At 40.3% G+C, this 18,003-nt stretch carries 15 protein-coding genes and 2 pseudogenes; 12 read left to right on the forward strand and 5 right to left on the reverse strand.

Annotation, left to right across the window (positions count from 1 at the left end; translation table 11 throughout):
• The first annotated feature begins 91 nt into the window (after positions 1 to 91).
• The 9 genes and pseudogenes from ACGHCT_RS07065 (at position 92) to ACGHCT_RS07105 (ending at position 9,020) form a co-directional block, all read left to right on the forward strand.
• The gene (locus ACGHCT_RS07065) at positions 92 to 622 is read left to right on the forward strand and encodes a helix-turn-helix domain-containing protein (protein ID WP_390439144.1); all 531 of its coding nucleotides are present in this window, start codon (positions 92 to 94) and stop codon (positions 620 to 622) included.
• Positions 623 to 643: 21 nt separating this feature from the next.
• A complete protein-coding gene (locus ACGHCT_RS07070) occupies positions 644 to 2,005 on the forward strand; it encodes a tyrosine-type recombinase/integrase (RefSeq protein WP_390439146.1) in 1,362 nt (453 codons plus the stop codon).
• A 193-nt stretch (positions 2,006 to 2,198) separates the two neighbouring features.
• Positions 2,199 to 3,383, forward strand: a pseudogene (locus ACGHCT_RS07075) (recombinase family protein); the annotation flags it as partial.
• Between the two features lie 141 nt (positions 3,384 to 3,524).
• Positions 3,525 to 3,752, forward strand: coding sequence for a helix-turn-helix domain-containing protein (locus ACGHCT_RS07080; RefSeq protein ID WP_390439148.1), 228 nt, complete (start codon positions 3,525 to 3,527; stop codon positions 3,750 to 3,752).
• Positions 3,753 to 3,801: 49 nt separating this feature from the next.
• Positions 3,802 to 4,908: a DUF4297 domain-containing protein gene (locus ACGHCT_RS07085; RefSeq protein ID WP_390439150.1), complete on the forward strand. Its 1,107-nt coding sequence runs from the start codon at positions 3,802 to 3,804 to the stop codon at positions 4,906 to 4,908.
• On the forward strand, positions 4,905 to 6,596 hold the full coding sequence (locus tag ACGHCT_RS07090) for a hypothetical protein (RefSeq protein WP_390439152.1): 1,692 nt from the start codon (positions 4,905 to 4,907) through the stop codon (positions 6,594 to 6,596). The genes ACGHCT_RS07085 and ACGHCT_RS07090 overlap by 4 nt, the downstream gene beginning before the upstream one ends.
• 420 nt (positions 6,597 to 7,016) lie before the next feature.
• Positions 7,017 to 7,763, forward strand: coding sequence for a hypothetical protein (locus tag ACGHCT_RS07095; protein ID WP_390439154.1), 747 nt, complete (start codon positions 7,017 to 7,019; stop codon positions 7,761 to 7,763).
• A 50-nt stretch (positions 7,764 to 7,813) separates the two neighbouring features.
• Positions 7,814 to 8,830 carry a hypothetical protein gene (locus ACGHCT_RS07100; protein ID WP_390439155.1) on the forward strand — a complete coding sequence of 339 codons (1,017 nt, stop codon included), beginning with the start codon at positions 7,814 to 7,816 and terminating at the stop codon, positions 8,828 to 8,830.
• Positions 8,820 to 9,020, forward strand: a complete 201-nt coding sequence (locus ACGHCT_RS07105) for a hypothetical protein (RefSeq protein WP_390439157.1) — start codon at positions 8,820 to 8,822, stop codon at positions 9,018 to 9,020. Before ACGHCT_RS07100 ends, ACGHCT_RS07105 begins: the two co-directional genes overlap by 11 nt.
• A gap of 59 nt (positions 9,021 to 9,079) precedes the next feature.
• On the opposite strand, the pseudogene ACGHCT_RS07110 reads toward ACGHCT_RS07105, so the two are convergent.
• The 5 genes and pseudogenes from ACGHCT_RS07110 to ACGHCT_RS07130 all read right to left on the reverse strand — a co-directional run bounded on the left by ACGHCT_RS07110 (position 9,080) and on the right by ACGHCT_RS07130 (position 13,275).
• Positions 9,080 to 10,645: pseudogene (locus tag ACGHCT_RS07110) on the reverse strand (recombinase family protein).
• Between the two features lie 384 nt (positions 10,646 to 11,029).
• Positions 11,030 to 12,154, reverse strand: a complete 1,125-nt coding sequence (locus ACGHCT_RS07115; protein WP_390439159.1) for a DUF2800 domain-containing protein — start codon at positions 12,152 to 12,154, stop codon at positions 11,030 to 11,032.
• A complete protein-coding gene (locus tag ACGHCT_RS07120; protein ID WP_390439161.1) occupies positions 12,144 to 12,377 on the reverse strand; it encodes an rRNA biogenesis protein rrp5 in 234 nt (77 codons plus the stop codon). The genes ACGHCT_RS07115 and ACGHCT_RS07120 overlap by 11 nt, the downstream gene beginning before the upstream one ends.
• Positions 12,378 to 12,389: 12 nt before the next feature.
• Positions 12,390 to 12,599 (reverse strand): hypothetical protein, encoded by a 210-nt coding sequence (locus ACGHCT_RS07125; protein WP_390439163.1) that lies wholly within the window; start codon positions 12,597 to 12,599, stop codon positions 12,390 to 12,392.
• 166 nt (positions 12,600 to 12,765) lie between these two features.
• Positions 12,766 to 13,275 (reverse strand): sigma-70 family RNA polymerase sigma factor, encoded by a 510-nt coding sequence (locus ACGHCT_RS07130; protein ID WP_390439165.1) that lies wholly within the window; start codon positions 13,273 to 13,275, stop codon positions 12,766 to 12,768.
• A 559-nt stretch (positions 13,276 to 13,834) separates the two neighbouring features.
• Between ACGHCT_RS07130 and ACGHCT_RS07135 the strand changes: the two genes are divergently transcribed.
• From ACGHCT_RS07135 to ACGHCT_RS07145, 3 genes are read left to right on the forward strand one after another with little or no spacing between them, the layout of a single operon-like run.
• Positions 13,835 to 14,029, forward strand: a complete 195-nt coding sequence (locus tag ACGHCT_RS07135; protein ID WP_390439167.1) for a helix-turn-helix domain-containing protein — start codon at positions 13,835 to 13,837, stop codon at positions 14,027 to 14,029.
• A gap of 30 nt (positions 14,030 to 14,059) precedes the next feature.
• Positions 14,060 to 16,729, forward strand: a complete 2,670-nt coding sequence (locus tag ACGHCT_RS07140; RefSeq protein WP_390439169.1) for a type I restriction-modification system subunit M — start codon at positions 14,060 to 14,062, stop codon at positions 16,727 to 16,729.
• Positions 16,723 to 17,997, forward strand: coding sequence for a restriction endonuclease subunit S (locus ACGHCT_RS07145; protein WP_390439171.1), 1,275 nt, complete (start codon positions 16,723 to 16,725; stop codon positions 17,995 to 17,997). The genes ACGHCT_RS07140 and ACGHCT_RS07145 overlap by 7 nt, the downstream gene beginning before the upstream one ends.
• Positions 17,998 to 18,003 lie beyond the last annotated feature (6 nt).

An 18,003-nucleotide genomic window follows, 5' to 3' on the forward strand; every position in this document is an offset into this window, starting at 1 on the left:
ATATCATTATAGCAATAAAAACAGATAAGTCAAGTTTTCTTGTTATATCTTTAAAAGTTCAAGAAAACCGAAATTCGGAAAGAGGTATAAAATGCAAAAATCAAAAAAAGCGGTTTCAATGGCAGAGTACAATTCCCGTTTTGCAGAAACTCTGCGCTACATAATGGATAAACACGGCACAACGCAAAAGGAGCTTGCCGACTTTGTGGGTGTCCGCCCACAAACATTGTCCCTGTACTGCACCGGGGAAACACAGCCTAACTGTGACAAGCTGTTAAAGATAGCTGAATTTTTCGGAGTGACAACAGATTATCTGTTGACAGGCACAATTATTGAAGATATTCCGGTGCGTGAAATGCTTGGCCTGTCTGAAAGGACAGTGGAAAATATGAAGCTGGTTAAGGACGGCTACTTTGAAGACAGCCCCTATATGCTGCCCATGCTTGACATGATGTTAGGGGAAAAGGATTTTTATTCCTACTTAGAACGCGCCGCCTATTGGCTGCAAAACGGCAATGAAGATATGGAAGAAAAGCGCGACTATTACGAATTTAAGGCATTGCAGGAGCTACAGGCATTTTTCCTTGATTTCCTTAGCCGTGATTTTCAGAAATATAAATAATAACAGGAAAGGGGTGCTTGTATGGCAAGTATCAGAAAGCGCGGCAATTCCTACACCATAACCGCATACATGGGATATGATGAACAGGGACGGCAGCGCAAGAAAACAACCACATTCACGCCGCCGGACGGTGTAACGCCGGGAAAGGCAGAAAAGCTGGCAAAGGCATATGCGGCAACATGGGAAGAAAAAATAAAAGGGTATGTCGCCCTTGACGAAAACCGCACATTGTCCGAATTGGCTGAATGGTATTATTCCACGGTCGCGCCGTCCGTGTTAAAGCCCAAAACTTTATTTGGCTACAAAAAGACTGTATATGACCACGTTATTTCAAACATAGGGCGTGAAAAGCTGAAAAACATAACGCCGCCCATGCTTGACAGCCTGTTTGCAGAATTGCAGAGAAACGGTTGTATGCAGGGAAGTTTCCGATTAAAAGACAGAAGCCTGCTTGATGGTGTAAACCGTGAGAATCTGGCGAAGAAAGCCGGGGTCAGCCGTTCAGCAATTTATGATGTACTGGCGGGGCAGACAGTCCGGCGTGAAAACGCTGAAAAGATAGCCGCCGGACTGGAAATGCCATTCAACAAAGTATTTGATGATGTAACAAAGAATCAAGGATTATCCGGCGCGTCCGTCAACAAAATCAAGCTGAATCTATCAGCGATATTCACGGCGGCGGTCAAAAAAGAAATCATGCGCCGTAACCCGTGTAAACTGGCAACACCGCCAAAGGTGGACACAAAGCCCGCCGCATACTTTGATGAAGAACAGTGCCGCAAATTCCTTGCCGCCCTGCATGAACAGCCTGAATTTCAGTTTGAGGTTATCTGTAATCTGTTCCTTGCAACAGGAATCCGCTGCGGCGAACTGTGCGCCCTGCATTGGGACGATATAAACCTTGAAACAGGGTTTTTGTATATCCGTCATACGCTTGTGCGCCTGAACGGGGAATACACCCGGTCAGAGCCGAAAACGTCCGGCAGTGAACGCCGAATCGTGCTGCCGGAATACATTATTGAATTACTGAAAGAACATAAGCGGAAACAGGCGTTAGAACGCTTTAAGTCCGGCGACACATGGGAAGCACCGGAAGCTGTGTTCACAAACAATTCCGGTAATTACTGTATCAGCGGAAATCTCAATATCAAGCTGCACCGTCTTTGTAAAAAATATGAACTGCCGGACATTCACCTGCACTCATTGCGGCATACACACGCTTCCCTGCTGATTAACAGCAACGTGACAGCAAAGGTCATTGCGGACCGTTTGGGACACTCCACCACAAAAACAACGCTTGATACTTACAGTCATGTATTTGCGGAGAGTGAAGTCAAGGCAATGCAGGCTATAGACATGGCGCTGTTTCGTAAAGCAGAATAAGCGGTAAAAAGCGTAGAAAAAACCGCCTTGAAGCGGTTAAAATTTGTCGCTTGTTTGTCGCTTAAACCCTCTAAAAGTAGCTTATTGAAACGAAATGATATTAAATAATCTTGTGGTTGCAAAGATTTAGAACCGCTATATATTGTGGTTTTGTAGCGTTTAGACAGTTATCTTAGAATATCATTTGGTTTGAATATACTCTGAAAAGGAGAACATCAACACCATGGATTCCAAGGGCGAGGTGCTGCTCACGATTATGGCAAGCCTGGCACAGCAGGAAAGTCAGTCTTTGAGCCAGAACATCAAACTCGGCCTGCAGTACCGCTTCCAGAACGGAGAGGTACGGGTCAACCACAGCCGTTTCCTTGGATACACAAAGGATGAGGAAGGAAATCTGGTAATCGAGCCTTCCGAAGCGGAAGTGGTAAAGCGGATCTACCGGGAGTATCTGGAAGGAGCAAGTCTGCTCCAGATCGGGCGCGGACTGGAAGCGGATGGGATTCTTACCGGAGCTGGGAAAACGAAGTGGCGTCCGGAAACACTGAAGAAAATCCTGCAGAATGAAAAGTACATCGGAGATGCCCTTTTGCAAAAGACCTATACCGTTGACTTTCTCAATAAAAAGCGGGTGCAGAACAAGGGCATTGTCCCACAGTATTATGTGGAAAACAGCCATGAGCCGATTATTCCCCGTGACCTTTATATGCAGGTGCAGGAGGAAATGATCCGGCGGGCGAACCTCCACAGCGGAACGGGCAGGAAAAAGAGAGTTTACAGCAGCAAGTATGCCTTATCCAGTATTGTGTACTGCTCGAAGTGTGGGGAGATTTACCGGCGGATCGCATGGAATAATCGGGGAAAACACTCCACCGTATGGCGGTGCTGTACCCGTGTGGAGCATGGGCCAACCGTCTGTGACGCACCAACTATTCAGGAGCCAGATCTGCAGGAGGCGGTGGTAAAGGCGATCAATCTTGCGCTGGGCAACAGAGAAAGCATGATGGCTACTCTCCAGGAGAACGCGGAGGCAGTGATTCGGCAGGAGGATGAAACCTCATCGGAAGGGATTGAGGCAAAACTGCTGGAACTGCAAAAGGAACTTCTGAAGCTGGCGAATTCAAAAAAGGATTATAACAGCGTTGCGGATGAGATTGACAGGCTGCGGGAATTGAAACAGAACGCACTGGTGGAGAGTGCCGAGCGGGAGGGATTGAAACAGCGGGTCAGGGAGATGCGGGAGTTTCTGGAACAGCAGTCAATTGAGGTTACTGAATATGATGAACTGCTGGTGCGGCGGCTGATTGAGAAGGTCACAGTTTATGATGATCGGTTTGAGGTGGAATTCAAATCCGGGGCGAAGGTGGATGTGGATAGGTAAATAACAGAATGAATGAGGTGCCTTGTGGCTTTTGAAATGGCTGCAAGGTGCTTTTTTAATAGGCTGTTAATTTTAAAGAATGTAGCTTGTGCTTATCAACCAAAAGGTTTATAATATAGCCTATACTGATGGAGGTGGAAGATGACAACATCGGATATGATCAGAGAATTGTGTGACAGAATGAATATCAGCCTTGCGGAACTTTGCAGACGAATTGGACAGACTCCGCAGAATTTTAATAAGAAGCTGCAGCGTGGGACTGTATCTTCAGAGGAAATGGCGAAGATTGCAGAGGTGTTAGATGTCGGATATGAGCAGGTGTTTGTGTTGCCGGATGGAGAGAAAATAAACGGTTTCAAATCCGTATAAATTGAAATAGGTATGGCCTTTAAAAATATTATGTCAGAGAGGAAACGATATGTTGGATAAGCAAGCAAAGAATGAAGAAGTGAAGGGTGGAGAAATAGCCGTAGACACAAGCTCTGGGAGTATGTCCTACAATCGTTTTGAAATGCAAGTAAGCCAGACGTTACACATGGCTATAGAAATCTTTGACAATTTAGATTATTTGTTTGTATTGGATTATTACGACGATATAACTATATTTGATAAAGAAAGTAATCCTGAAACGGTCAGTTATTTTCAGATGAAAACAAATGAAGAGTCTATTAGTATTAATACAGCAATAACAAAAGACTGGCTGGTTAAAATGTATGCCCAATTAGAGAATACAGATTGGCTTGTAAAAGAATTGGGGTTAATAACAAATTGTCCATTGGTAGTTTCTATTACAACAAAAAAGGATAATGGTAAGAATGAAAAGAAAAGAAAACTTTTTACTTCAGAAAAAACGCCTTTTTTGGAATTTAACCCAGTAACAATAAGTAAAATTAAAGAAGATATTGCCAAGAAAAAAGGAATAGATGTAGATAGTGTGGATTTGACCAAATTTTTTCATATTAGGACAACTCTTTCGATTCCAAGACACAGAGAAATTGTAGAGCAAGAAATGGGTGATTTTTTACACAGCAAGTATCCAAGGATTACTATGGATTCGGTAAAAACCATTTTTGGCGCAATGATGGATATCTTGACCAGACGGCAACAATATGAATTGTTGGATGATTCAGCGTCTTTTTCGGAAGTCAGAAATAAAAAGGGAGTATCTAAGAGAGATTTTGAACGAGTTATTGAAGAAGCGATGCTGATTTCGATTCCTACTTTTGAAGAAATATCGAGAGTACTTAGTTTTCAGGAGGATGATAAATATAAAGCATCGTACGAATATACATTGATATTGTCAGATGCGCAAACGAAATCAGAGACATTTACAAGTGTATTCAAAAAAGTTAGAGACATGATGGAAGAGAACAAGAGAGGAGCAGAAAAATCGCTTAAACAATACTCGGAAGAGTTATGTAAGAAGTTATATTCTGTTCATCCTGATATTGAACTTATATATAATAAAACATACATATCGATATTAATAGCGAGTATTACAATTAGTGAGATGAGGAGATCATGATGAAGGAGATGTATTTTGACAATATATTAATTGCAGATATTACGGAAAAAACAGCCCGTTTTCATAAATTTGAAAAAGGGTTCAATGTTATAACAAGCCAAGACAATCATGTTGGGAAATCATCTCTTTTGAAATCATTATATTACGCTATGGGTGCAGAAGTAGAATTTGATAATGTATGGAATAAAAGCACCAAAATTTATGTGGTAGAGTTCTACGTTGATAAAATAAAATATAGAGTGGCAAGATGGCAAAAAGCATTTGCTTTTTTTAGTGGAACAGAACTTATGTTAACAACCAAAAGTGTGTCTCGTGATTTAGCTAAAGAATTTGAAAAAATATTTTCCTTTGCTGTTTATATGGCAAATAAGAAAACAAATAAAATTGAATTAGCGCCACCGGCCTTTACCTTTATGCCATACTATATCGATCAAGATAGAGGCTGGAGTGGTTTGTATGAGAGCTTTTCTAATATAGATCAATATAAAAAGCCTGACCGAATTAAGTCTCTCTACTATCATTTGGGGATATATACACGTTCAACGGTGGAATTAATGGCTAAAAAAGATGCCCTAAAAGATAAGATTGAACAGCTAAAAGTAGAGGAGGAGAAAATTAGAATCACTATAGACTCGCTATGTGAAGAAACTCAGAATTTGGTTCCTGCTGACTCCATAGAAGAATTAGAAAGAAATTTGGTTATCCCTAAAGAGCGGATTGCATTATTAGTAAGCAGAATCGGAGAAACCAGAAATAAAATTCAAAGTTTGGAAACTGCGTTATATCAACATGAACATCAATTAGAAGTTATACAAGAATACAGAAAAATCAAAGATGGAGTTAACATTGGTGAAGATCAAGGACATATACGTATATGCCCCAAATGCGGGTATTCTTTTGATGAGGAAATATACAGCATTGTTCGTTCAAACTATAATATTCAAAACGAAGATTATATGTATAAGCAGATTGAACAAATAATATCTTCGATAGCATCAGAGTTAGAACAGTATAAAGAAAATTATGTTAGCTTGATGGAGAAACTCAAGCAGCAAGAACAGGCATATGATGAAAAACAAGATTCGTATGAAGTGTATTTGCGGCAGAGGGGATTGCAAGATTCTGTTAAGCACTTTACAGAACAGCTTGGAGAGAATGTTTATGAACAGGAGGGGCATGGGAAGGAAATTAAGGAAATAGATAAAGAACTTAGAAAGCTGCCTAATAAAAAAGAGATTGAAGAAAATTATATTGAAAATGTTCGTCTCAATATTATGAAGTTAGATGCGTGGAATTCAGCATATGAAGGAAATATAAAATTGCTTAAACCGATAAAAGCACAAGGCACTTTAGAGAATAAAATCATATTAGCACAGATGATAGGTTTGTTCCAAACGATGCAGTATTTTAAGACCAATACCATATTATTCCCATTAGTTGTAGATTCACCTCGTGCGAAGGAGGCCAGCCATACAAGTAGCAAAGATATCTTAAAACTGATTTTTGAAATGGATAATTTACCACAAGTTATTTTGGCCACGATGGACTATAGTGATTTTGAGAGTGAGATGAAGAGAAGGGCTAAAGTTACAGCGCTTTCAGAGAAAAGAAAACTGCTCAATGAGAATACATATAGTGAATACCAAAGTGTAATAGAAGAGTTACAAGAGTTATTAAGCAGTTTTTAAGGGTGCATAGCAAGTAGATATGTTCCCACATACGACCAAGAGGGCAAAAACTGCGGTGGATTAAGTCGGACGAACCGTTCGGGAAATGACGTACTTTCTATCCTCTCGTGCCATGTGGAGACGGTCTGTTTGCTGTCAAGAAGAAATAAATAAGTGCTGAAAAGTGGCGTATTTACGGGCTTTTTTGAGATTAGACAATAGCTCATGAAAGTCCGTATTTCTTATATTGAAACATATCCACTGTAAAAACGGTCGAAGGGTTTAGGCTGTGGATTAGATGTCATAGGTTTTGGCACTAGGATAGATGTTATCTAGGGTGCAAACTCAATTTGAGTGAGTGATTTAGATGTTGTCTAATCCGGCAACTCGACTGTGGGCTGTATGGCAGGCAGTGGATTAGATGTTATGGAGGCATTCAGAATGGAAGATAAGACTGTTAAAGATGGATGGTCTATGTTGATGAAGTTCGGTTCAGAGGAGAATATTAAAAAACTTCAAGCAGGCCAGTTGTATATGAAAAACTTAAAATACTATGTAGACTTAGAAAAGACGACGGATGACGAGGATGTTGGCGATAAATATGATGGCCAGATGGTATTGCAAGACGTAAAGATTAACATGTATTCTGTTGATACGAACGAATTTATTGCTCAGTTTGATGCTCCAGAAGCATCAATGAATCTTGGTTATTTAGAATGTCCTGTATTCTGTATGTTTATGTATGATTACCGTAATCACGTAGAGGAACATTTGGAAGGCGATATATTAACTGTGCGTTACCAGTTTACAGAAGAGCAATTAGAATGCATGCCTAATTTTGGAGATGCGGTGCTGGTTGTGAAAAATGGTAATGAGTTCGTAAATAGAGTGAAGAACGGATTACTAAAAGCAGGATATGGGTTTACACGTGACCATGTGCAATATCATGGTTTTAACAATATTGAGCACTTGAAACAGGTTCAGAAGGATAATTCGAGAATAGCTTTCTGGAAACGTGAAAAATATTCATATCAACAAGAGTATAGATTTTTAGTACATGATTTTGTAGATGACCATTTATCGGTTGATATTGGAGATATTAGCGACATTACTGATATTGTTAAGACTGAAGAATTGCTCAATACGTACATTGAGGTTCAATTCAAAGTAAAACCGATAGAAGAATAATTCGCGAAATTTACAAAGCCTATTATCATAGAAAAAAGGAGGATACACATATGGATGAAGATGTAATTCAAATTCCATCAGATGATATAGAAATAATTGATGCGTCTGAGTATATAGATGACTTAACTGAATGCTTTGACGCTATGCCGGATGTTGCACAACCACTTGTGAGAGGCGCTAAAGAAGCATTTTCGAGAATAGAACAAATGCTTTATTCGGCTCCTGCGTTTATAAATCTTGTAAAAGCAAGTATTCCAGAACAAGCATTTCAAGCAATTCTAACTGATGAGCAAAAGACAAAATTAGCTAGTGGTGCATTAAAACTAATGACTAAGAAAGATGGTTCATTGATGGCCAATCTTGTAAATCCGGAGACAAACAAAATTGTTTCAACGATATCTTTGCAAAATGTTAATCTTTCACCTGCGCTTTCTCAGGCAATGACAAGTTATGCTTCTCAAATGCAGATGGCACAAATAGCTGAACAAATTCAGGTTGTACAGCTAGCAATTGAGGAAGTTCGTCAAGGTCGGGAATATGATAGATTGGCCATGGCATATAGTTGCCAGCAAAAATTACTTCAGGCTATGGAAATTAGAAATCCTGAATTGAAAGCGATGGCTTTACTTCAGATTGCATCAGACGCAGAAGATAGTAGAAACCTACTGATGCAAAGTCAAAATGCAAATTTAGCATTCATCAAAGAACAGCCAGAATCATTCTTCGGTAAATTATTATCGGGAGCAACACCTGAAAAAATTAGTCTGAGAATGAATGAAATTCGAGAAAGTTTAAGTGCCGTAAATATGGTTTCATTAGCAGAAGCTATGGCATATCAGGAGATGGGAGAAAATGCAGCAGCAAGACAAAGTTTACAATATTATGCTAGTTACATTGAAAAATCCTATCTAAGTACAAAGGGTCTTGTTGAACGTCTTGATTTAATAGACCCGGCCCCAGAAAACTACTGGACTAAAACTTTACCTGATATAAAGAAAAAAATACAAGCATTACCTTGTGTTGAGGAGGTAGCATTGCTTGAAGGAGGTAATGACGATGGAGAATAAAGTTTGTAAAAACAAAAATTGCAAGAAGCCTTTGCCTGTAGGGTATAAGCATAAATATTGTGAAGCTTGTAGAAATCAGCAGGCTCAAAAAGTAAAAAATGGATTAAAAAGCGCAGCAGGTGTTGCTGGAACAGCAGCTTGTTTTGTAATTACGATTGTTACTGCAGGAAAAATCAATCCTAAGAAATAATAAAATAGCTCCCCATCACCGGATTAGTTCCAGTGGTGAGGAGCCTTTTTCGTTTATGCTTATCTTTCTACATCGACCTTGAGCCCTGATTTTAATTCAACGGTGCAGTGGTCGTCCCAGATTGTGATTTGCTTAAGCCAGCGTTTTACAAGTGCCTCATCAAATTCTGTAAGGTCTGAAGGCTGGTTTTTGATAAAGTCCTTTAGGTCGGTGATGCGCTGCAGCTGTTCATCACGTTGTACTGTGTCCATTGAGGCCTGCTGGCGCTGTTCTCTGAGTGCAAATATCTGGTCGGCAATCTCGTCGTAGGCTTCTTTGTTATTGGCCTTTTTAACAAGTTCCTGCTGAAGTTCCATAAGCTTCTCGTCAATCCCATCAGTGGTGATAGCGGAAGAAGCTCTGACCACAGAGGCGATGTTCTGCTGTAGCTGTTTCTGGTATTTAGATTTATCACCCAGAAGTTCATTTAATGCAGTAAGCACAATTTCCTGAAGGTCGAGTTCATTGATGGTTCTGGCGTGGCATTCAAGGCCGGTAGGTTCAAGCCTACTAATGCAGCGCCAGACTACTGATTTGCAGCCATGATTGTTCCAGTGGATTCTTCTGAACATTTCACCGCAGTCGCCGCAGATGATAATCTGTGAAAATCAGTGGTTGCAGCTGTAACTGCGTTTCTTTCCATTGGCGCTGGTCTTAACAACTCGTCTGCATACCAGCTCTTCCTGAACTCTCATAAAGATTTCTTTTGGAATAATAGCTTCGTGGTTGCCTTCCACATAGTACTGAGGAACAATACCAGTGTTTTTCACTCTGGTTTTGTTAAGGAAATCGGTGGTGTAGGTCTTCTGCAGAAGGGCATCACCGATGTATTTCTCGTTGCGGAGAATTTTATTAATGGTGCTAGTGTGCCATCTTGGTTTACCAGCACCGGTCAGAATACCATCCGCCTCAAGTCCAGCAGCAATCTTATCCATACTGTAGCCTTCAAGGTACTCACGGTAGATTCGCTTTACAATTTCAGCCTGTTCCGGGTCAATCACAAGATTGCCATCTTCATCTTTTGTATAGCCTAGGAAACGGTTGTGGTTTACCTGTACCTGACCATTCTGGTAGCGGAACTGAAGTCCAAGCTTGACGTTTTGGCTTAGCGACTGTGATGCTTGCTGGGCCAGTTAAGCCATAATAGTAAGAAGAACTTCACCCTTGGCATCCATTGTATTAATGGACTCCTTTTCAAAGAATACGGGGATATTCTTTTCCTTGAGCTGTCTGATGTACTTAAGGCAGTCTAAGGTGTTTCTGGCAAATCGGCTGATTGATTTTGTGATAATCATGTCGATAGTGCCGGCCTCGCAATCTTCAATCAAACGGTTGAATTCTTCTCTGTTTTTTGTGTTGGTACCGGAAATACCATCATCGGCATATAGCCCGGCAAATTCCCATTCAGGGTTCTTCTTTATATATTCTGTGTAGTGCTCAACCTGAGCTTCATAACTTGTTGCCTGCTCATCGCTGTCAGTACTAACTCTACAGTACGCCGCGACTCGGAGCTTAGGCTTTGCATCCTGCTTGCGACCGATATTGCCGATTTGTCGTTTGGCAGGAATGACCATTACATTTCCCATCAAATAACCTCGCTTTCTATAAGCTGTATATGTACTCAGCCTGTTTTATTGGATTGTCGTAATCCTCTGTGATGTCTCCGAAGCGGAAGAGTATAGGGGCCTTCTTAACAGGCGTTTCTTTGAACTTATCATTGCGGCCAAGTTTCGCTGACCTTCGCTTTATTTCTCTGCCAGCAGCAGTGAAAGTCTTCTTATTGATGATGGCGGGGTAGAAGTCATCACCGAGATAATGATTGTTTTGCATTATGCGTTTGGAACCAGCGTGTAGTGCGTTGATTCCTGCTTCCTTGGCGGCGTTTGTAAGTGAAAGTCCACCAAGGTAATTCTTGTAAAGCTTTCGAATCTTAGCTGCAGTTTCTTCATCGATAACCGCTACGCCATTTTCTATGCCATAGCCAAGTGTTTTGCGTTGTTCATAGCCGGACGTTTATCGCTTTCCGGTACGAGAGTAGGTTTGCCTTGCGGCTTATCGATGTAGGCTGCAAGAAGTTCATCGAAGCGAGATTTACCTAAAAGCTTTTGCATGGCAGTGAAACCAAGAAGCTTCTTTTCGTAAGGGTCAAATCCAGCATCTGTAACAGCTTCTATAACTGCAGCTTCGTTTGAGTACTTACGGTTAGAACGACCTTCGACTAGCTTCCAGCCAGTCCATTCCTTACCGCTGATTGCCTGCTGAAGAGCATATTCCTTGATATCGGATGCCCAAGCCACAAGCTCATCAACACGAGATAAGATGACTTCAATTTCTGTATCCTCCAACAGCGGTGGAAGCTTGAAATCATGCTGTGTAAGCAGAAGATTGGCTTCAGCTCTGGCACGACATTCATGCTTGGCTTTACAGAAACCACACCATTCTCCACAAAGGAAGTTGCCATCACCGGCAAAGGCAAGTTCTGCAGTAGGTTTCAACACTTCATCGTCCCAAGCGTATAACTCTTCTTTGCTTAATACATAGGTAGAGATGTTCTGACGACGAGGCTGATAGATTGTCATGCTGACGTTATCAATGTCGTAGATGTCATCGAACAGTTCCAAGGCACCAAGGGCATAGCATTTCATCTGTGGATTATCTTCGGCTGATACAAGAACACCAAGTCCGTGCTTGTAATCAATGATGCGAAGGGTACCATCTGCAATGATGATGCAGTCGGCTGTACCGAAGCCCTGTTCAACCCAGCGAGAGAAATCTACTCTTTGTTCAATTAAGACTACAGGGTCAGCACAGGTTTCTTTGGCGGCTTCTACCTGTTCAAGGATGTAGGATGCATAACCATTGGCGCAGTCATCCATCTCCTCGCTGTACCATGTTAAGTTTTCAGTAGGGTCTGAAGCTTTCATGTTTAATGTTTTACGAAGCTTGTACTCGCAAAGCTCATGAGCATCAGTTCCTTCGGCAGCATAGTCGCTACCTTTGTCTTCGTAGGTTTCACATAACCTTGCTGAAGGCGGACAGTGAAGCCAGCGATGTGATGCTGAAGCGGATAAGACCGCATGTGCTTTACTTGCCATCGTCCAGTTCCACCGCATCCTTTAACAAGGATTCATAATGCTTAGGGTCTTCACCGGATAACTTCTTAGCTCCATATTTCTGAAGCAAAGTACGGATAGCAGCTGTGTATCCTGCACGGGACTTCTCTTCTAAGACAGCACGTACTTCTTCTAATGTAAGTTCCGGTTTCTTTTCTGTTTTAGCTTCTGCTACCGGAGTCGCATCAGCATCAGAGCTAACCAATTGGCTACTTCATTAGTAGCAGCGGCTGCATTGCGTAACTCTTCGATAGTCATAGCCATATCGCTCATTTTGCTCATGGTGAATTTCTCCTTCCTTTGATTGTCTTTGCTTTGCGAGGATTGTCATATTTCTCGCCATTCTTGCTGATACTTGACTAATTGCCTTAAGTACTGCAATCATTTCATCGTCGGTACCACCAGAATCGAAGTAGTGTTCTCTCATCGTCGTCACCTCCCATCTGTGTTAGTTGCAAGGCTTGTTGTTTCGTTCCTTACACTTTCCCACTGGAGAGAGGGCGACGATTTGAGCGGAGAAATTTCGAAAAAAGTTAAAATCCCTCTGACTATTTTTTGATGGACGGTCAGAGGGACGGGTTGCTACTTATATATTAATAGCCACGAACCTTATGAAGTTCGGTTCTGATTTTTTTCATCTGGTCGGCAAAGGTACGCTGTTTACGACCTAAGCGCTTTGCAATTTCTCTGTCGGAGATAGAGCAGTCGTCTTTCCAGTATTCGATAATCTTATCCGCGTCTGGGTCGAGTTCTCTTAAACGCTGGAAGAGCTGTTCTAATAAGATTCTGTCGTTGATGACTTCTTCCATTAAGTCAGGAGTAGCAAGTTCTTCTGATTTAAGAAGGGTGCTGCCATCTTCTGTGTTAGGAGCATCAAGTGAAAGAAGTCCATAACCTAAATGATGTTCACAATTCTCACAATCACCATCGCAGGCCCAGATAAACTGCTTAGGGCACTTGCAGCGATGATAGTACTGTTCCTTCTTACGGATGCGAGTTGCTTCGCGATAGAATTCCTGAAACTGCTGTTCAGCACAAGGAACCTTCTCCTTGAGTGAACGAATGTAGATAGATCTTTGACTCTGATTGTCTTTGTTTGCCATGTCTTTTACCTCCGTTGGCTTGAATTTCCAAGCGGAGTAAAGGAGCATGGCTGCCAGTATTCATGTTCATAGTTGGTCACCTCATGCGGAATGCTCCGCTTCTTAACTGGTGACCAGCTCGTTTGCTAAGCTGGCACTGTATTTACTTGTGAGACCTTTCTATCAATTGCAAATACACCACGTGGCCACGAAGATGGTGAATTGATAGTTGAGTCAGACAGTTTAACGTCGTGTCTGGGACGAGTTCTAATTAACTGTTATAAATATGCCAGATATCGAAACTAAAACCTCGGACATGGTTATGTCCTTTTTTTCAGGGGTAATTGAGTGAAAATAGATAATCAATTTTGAGAAACGTAAGAAGATACAAATAAAAAAGACCGGACACATATATGTCCGGCAGGGCGAAAAAATAATAAAAAATTTTTTTGAGTTTAGTTAATATAACGAAAATGATGTCAAATATCAACAAATATCAACAAACACCTTGTATTTCGACTTGGTTGTAAGTATAATATTAGATGGCGTATTGTAACTACGAGCTTCGAGAGGTAATGATATGGACAAAAATATAAATGATAAATGGATTAATATTGAAGAAGCCGCAGAGTACCTTGGCATTAAACCGGTTACGCTAAGAGGCTGGATACGTAACAATAAAGGAATTCCAGCTCATAAAATCGGAAAGCAGTGGAAGTTTAAGTGTTCTGAACTTGATGCATGGGTAAAGAGCGGAAAAAGTGCTATTGACTAAAGGCAGATTAATCTAAAGGAGAAACGGATTATGGCAGTAAAGAAAACGGAATTATACAGCTCACTTTGGGCGAGCTGCGATGCATTACGTGGTGGAATGGATGCATCACAATATAAAGATTACATACTGACTCTTTTGTTTATGAAGTATGTAACAGATAAATACAAAGGACAGAAATACGGAGATTTGACCGTTTTCGATAAAGCACATGACCCGAATTCTGACCCTGAAAAAAGAACCGGTTGTTCTTTCGATGATTTTATTGCGCTTAAAAATAAGAAGAATATTGGTGAAGGAATTGATAAAGTAATCGCTCGTCTTGCTGAAGTAAACGAAAGCTTGAAGGGTGTTATTGATATTGCTCATTTTAATGATGAGGCAAAAATAGGTAAAGACAAAGAAATGGTTGATAAGCTTACTAAACTTATTGCTATTTTCCAGCGCCCAGAATTAGATTTCTCAAGAAATAAAGCAGAAGGCGATGATATTATCGGTGATGCTTATGAGTACTTGATGAGAAACTTCGCTTCCGAAAGTGGTAAGAGCAAGGGACAGTTCTATACTCCAGCAGAAGTTTCTCGTATTCTTGCTAAAATTATAGGCATTGACAAATGTACAGACCATGATGCTACAGTATGCGACCCGGCATGTGGTAGTGGTTCGCTTTTGATTCGTGCTTTAGCTGAAGCACCATTCGAGATTTCTGGATATGGTCAGGAAAAAGATGGCTCAACAGCAGGTTTGGCAAAGATGAATGCAGTTCTTCATAATAAGGCTACAATCAAAATTATGGCAGGAAATACGTTCTCTGACCCTCAGTTTATAAAAGCTGATGACCCATCAGAACTTGAACGTTTCGATTATATCGTTGCAAATCCTCCATTCTCACTTAAGAACTGGTCAGATGGTTTAAAGGAATTTGGTAGATTCTCAGGTTATGGAGATACTCCACCTGAAAAGAATGGTGATTATGCGTGGTTAATGCATATCTTAAAAACTTTGAAGTCTACTGGAAAAGCGGCAGTAATCCTTCCTCATGGTGTGTTATTTAGAGGAAATGCTGAAGCTACCATCAGGAAGACAATTGTTGATAAAGGCTGGATTAAAGGAATTATCAGTCTTCCTCCGAACCTTTTCTATGGAACAGGTATACCAGCTTGTATCCTTGTAATTGATAAGGAAGGTGCAGAAAATCGTGCCGGTATCTTTATGATTGATGCAGGAAAAGGTTATGTGAAAGACGGAAGTAAAAACAGACTTCGTGAGCAGGATATTTATCGCATTGTTACAACTTTTAACGAGCAGATAACAACTGACCCTAAGTATGCGCGTTTTGTTCCGAATAAAGAAATTAAAGAAAAGAACGGATACAACTTGAGTATTTCTCGTTATATCGATTCTTCTGACCCGGAAGATATCCAGAACATTTATGCACATATTCATGGTGGCATTCCTGCAGCTGATATTGATGCATTAGAACGTTTCTGGTCTTCATTCCCTACGCTCAAATATGAGCTTCTTGATGTATTCAGCGAAGGATATTATAAGCTTAATGTTGCAGAGGATGTAATTCGCCAGACAACATATTCAAATGCAGAATTTGCTGCTTATGGAGAAATGATTGATGAAGCTTTTTCACATTGGAAAGATTACGCTGATACAAAACTTAAAACACTGGAATTGGGCGTATCTGCAAAGGAATTGATAGTTGAATTAGCTCAAGTTATTTTGAAGGAATTTGAAGGGCTTACCCTTATAAATAAATATGATGTATATCAGGTGCTTCTTGCTTACTGGAACGAAGTGCTTAGTGATGATGTGAGCATGATTGTCTCCGATGAGGCTGGTTACGGTGTTGCAAGAGAAACTGAAAACATCATGAAAGAAACAAAGAAAACCGATGCAGATGGCAACCCTGAACTTAAGGTTGCCGGTTGGGAAGGAAAACTGATACCGAAGGCTCTTATAATTTCAGAGCTTTTCCCAGAAGAGAAAAAAGCAATTGATGACCTTATGGAGATTGTCGCGGAAACGGATTCTCGTCTTATGTCTTTGATTGAGGAATCAGCTGAGGATTCTACGCTTTCAGAAGTTGCGGAAGGCGGAAAAGTTAAGAGTAAGGATATTCAGGAGAAGATGGATGATATTATGAGTCACGTTCATACTCCGCTGATTGATGGTCTTATCAAGTTGCAGAGTATGCTTCCTATGAAGAAGAAAGAGTACGTAGATTATATTAGCAACAATATCATCTTAGAAGTCGCTTATACAGACAAAGGTACTGTTACAAAAGCATCTGTTGCTTATGCATTGGCGATGGCACGTGCTGAAGCACCGATACCGGAAGCCTATGCAGATGATTACGCAGAACTGAAAGAAGCATTTGAACTCGCAAAGAAATCCGAAGAATCAACCAAGCTTATCAAAGAGATGGATAAAGAACTGGATGAAAAGGCAAGAGATAGATACGCTACTTTGACCGACGATGAAATCATTGAGTTACTTGTAAATAGAAAATGGTATTACACAATCGGCACTGGAATTAATGAATTATATGCAGCTATTTCTCATCAGCTTGCAGACCGAATTATAGAGCTTTCAAAACGTTATGAAAATACTCTTCCTGACCTTATGAAGCAAACAGCTGATTATGAGGCAAAAGTTAAGAGTCATCTGGAAAGGATGGGCTTCAAATGGTAAGAGAGATGAAACATACGGAAATTGGAGATATACCTGTAGATTGGGAACTTCAAACTTTTGAAGAAACGTTTCGAGTGTTGTCGAATAACACCTTGTCTCGTGAAAATCTTAATAATCGAGGTGGCGCAGTTAGAAATATTCATTATGGAGATATTCTAACGAAGTTCCCGGAAGTGTTAGATTATCGAGAAGAGGATATTCCATATATAAATGATTTGAGTTTATTGACTTCCTCAACTCAGCTGTTACAAGACGGAGATATTGTCATTGCGGACACTGCTGAGGATGATGCAGTAGGAAAAGTTACAGAGGTACAGAATATAGGAAATGGGAAACTTGTTGCTGGTCTGCATACTATTCCTTGTAGAGTAAAAAAAGGTGAATTTGCTCCGGGTTGGTTAGGTTATTACATGAATTCTCATTTGTTTCATGGGCAAGTTTTACCTTTTGTTACAGGGATTAAAGTATCTTCTATATCGAAAAGTGCTATTTCTGAAACGATTATTGCAATTCCACCAATCGAAGAGCAAAAAGCAATAATAAGAGCTTTAAGAGATGTGGATGCTTATTTATATCATTCCAATAATTTGGTTGTGAAGAAACTTGCTTTAAAAAATGGAATGATGCAAAAATTACTTAGCGGAGATATCAGAGTATCGGGATTTACAAAACCTTGGGAGTATAAAGCGTTAGGTAGTTTTAGAGAAATCACCTCGACAATTCGTGTTCATGAGAGTGATTGGAGAAATAATGGAATTCCTTTTTATCGTGCAAGAGAAATTGTTGCCTTGCATGATAATTTAGCAATTTCTCCTTTACATATAAGCGAAGAGCTATATATTCAAAACACGTTAAAATGTGGTGAAATATCGGAAGGAGATTTGTTGATAACCGGTGTTGGGACGATTGGAGTTCCATATGCCGTTGAGGCTAATGATAAATTCTATTTTAAAGATGGAAATATTATTTGGGCAAAGAAGGATAAGGATTCTGTAGGTAAGTTCTTATTTTACCAATTTGATTCGAGTTTTGTGAGAAAACAGATTGACGATATGGCAGGTATAGGTACTGTTGGAACTTACACAATAGAAGGTGCAAAAAAGACTGTAATTCCAATGCCGGAATATCAAGAGCAGAAAGAGATTGTTGATATATTAAATAGTATAAGCGGTGATATAATAAAACTTCAGTCAAAGATTCAAAAAATTAAAGGTATTAAATCAGGCATGATGAGCGGTTTGCTCTCAGGAAAGATTAGATTAGTATAAGGAGGA

It is taken from the genome of Lactonifactor longoviformis (genome assembly GCF_042848515.1).
Lineage (GTDB): Bacteria > Bacillota > Clostridia > Lachnospirales > Lachnospiraceae > Lactonifactor > Lactonifactor longoviformis.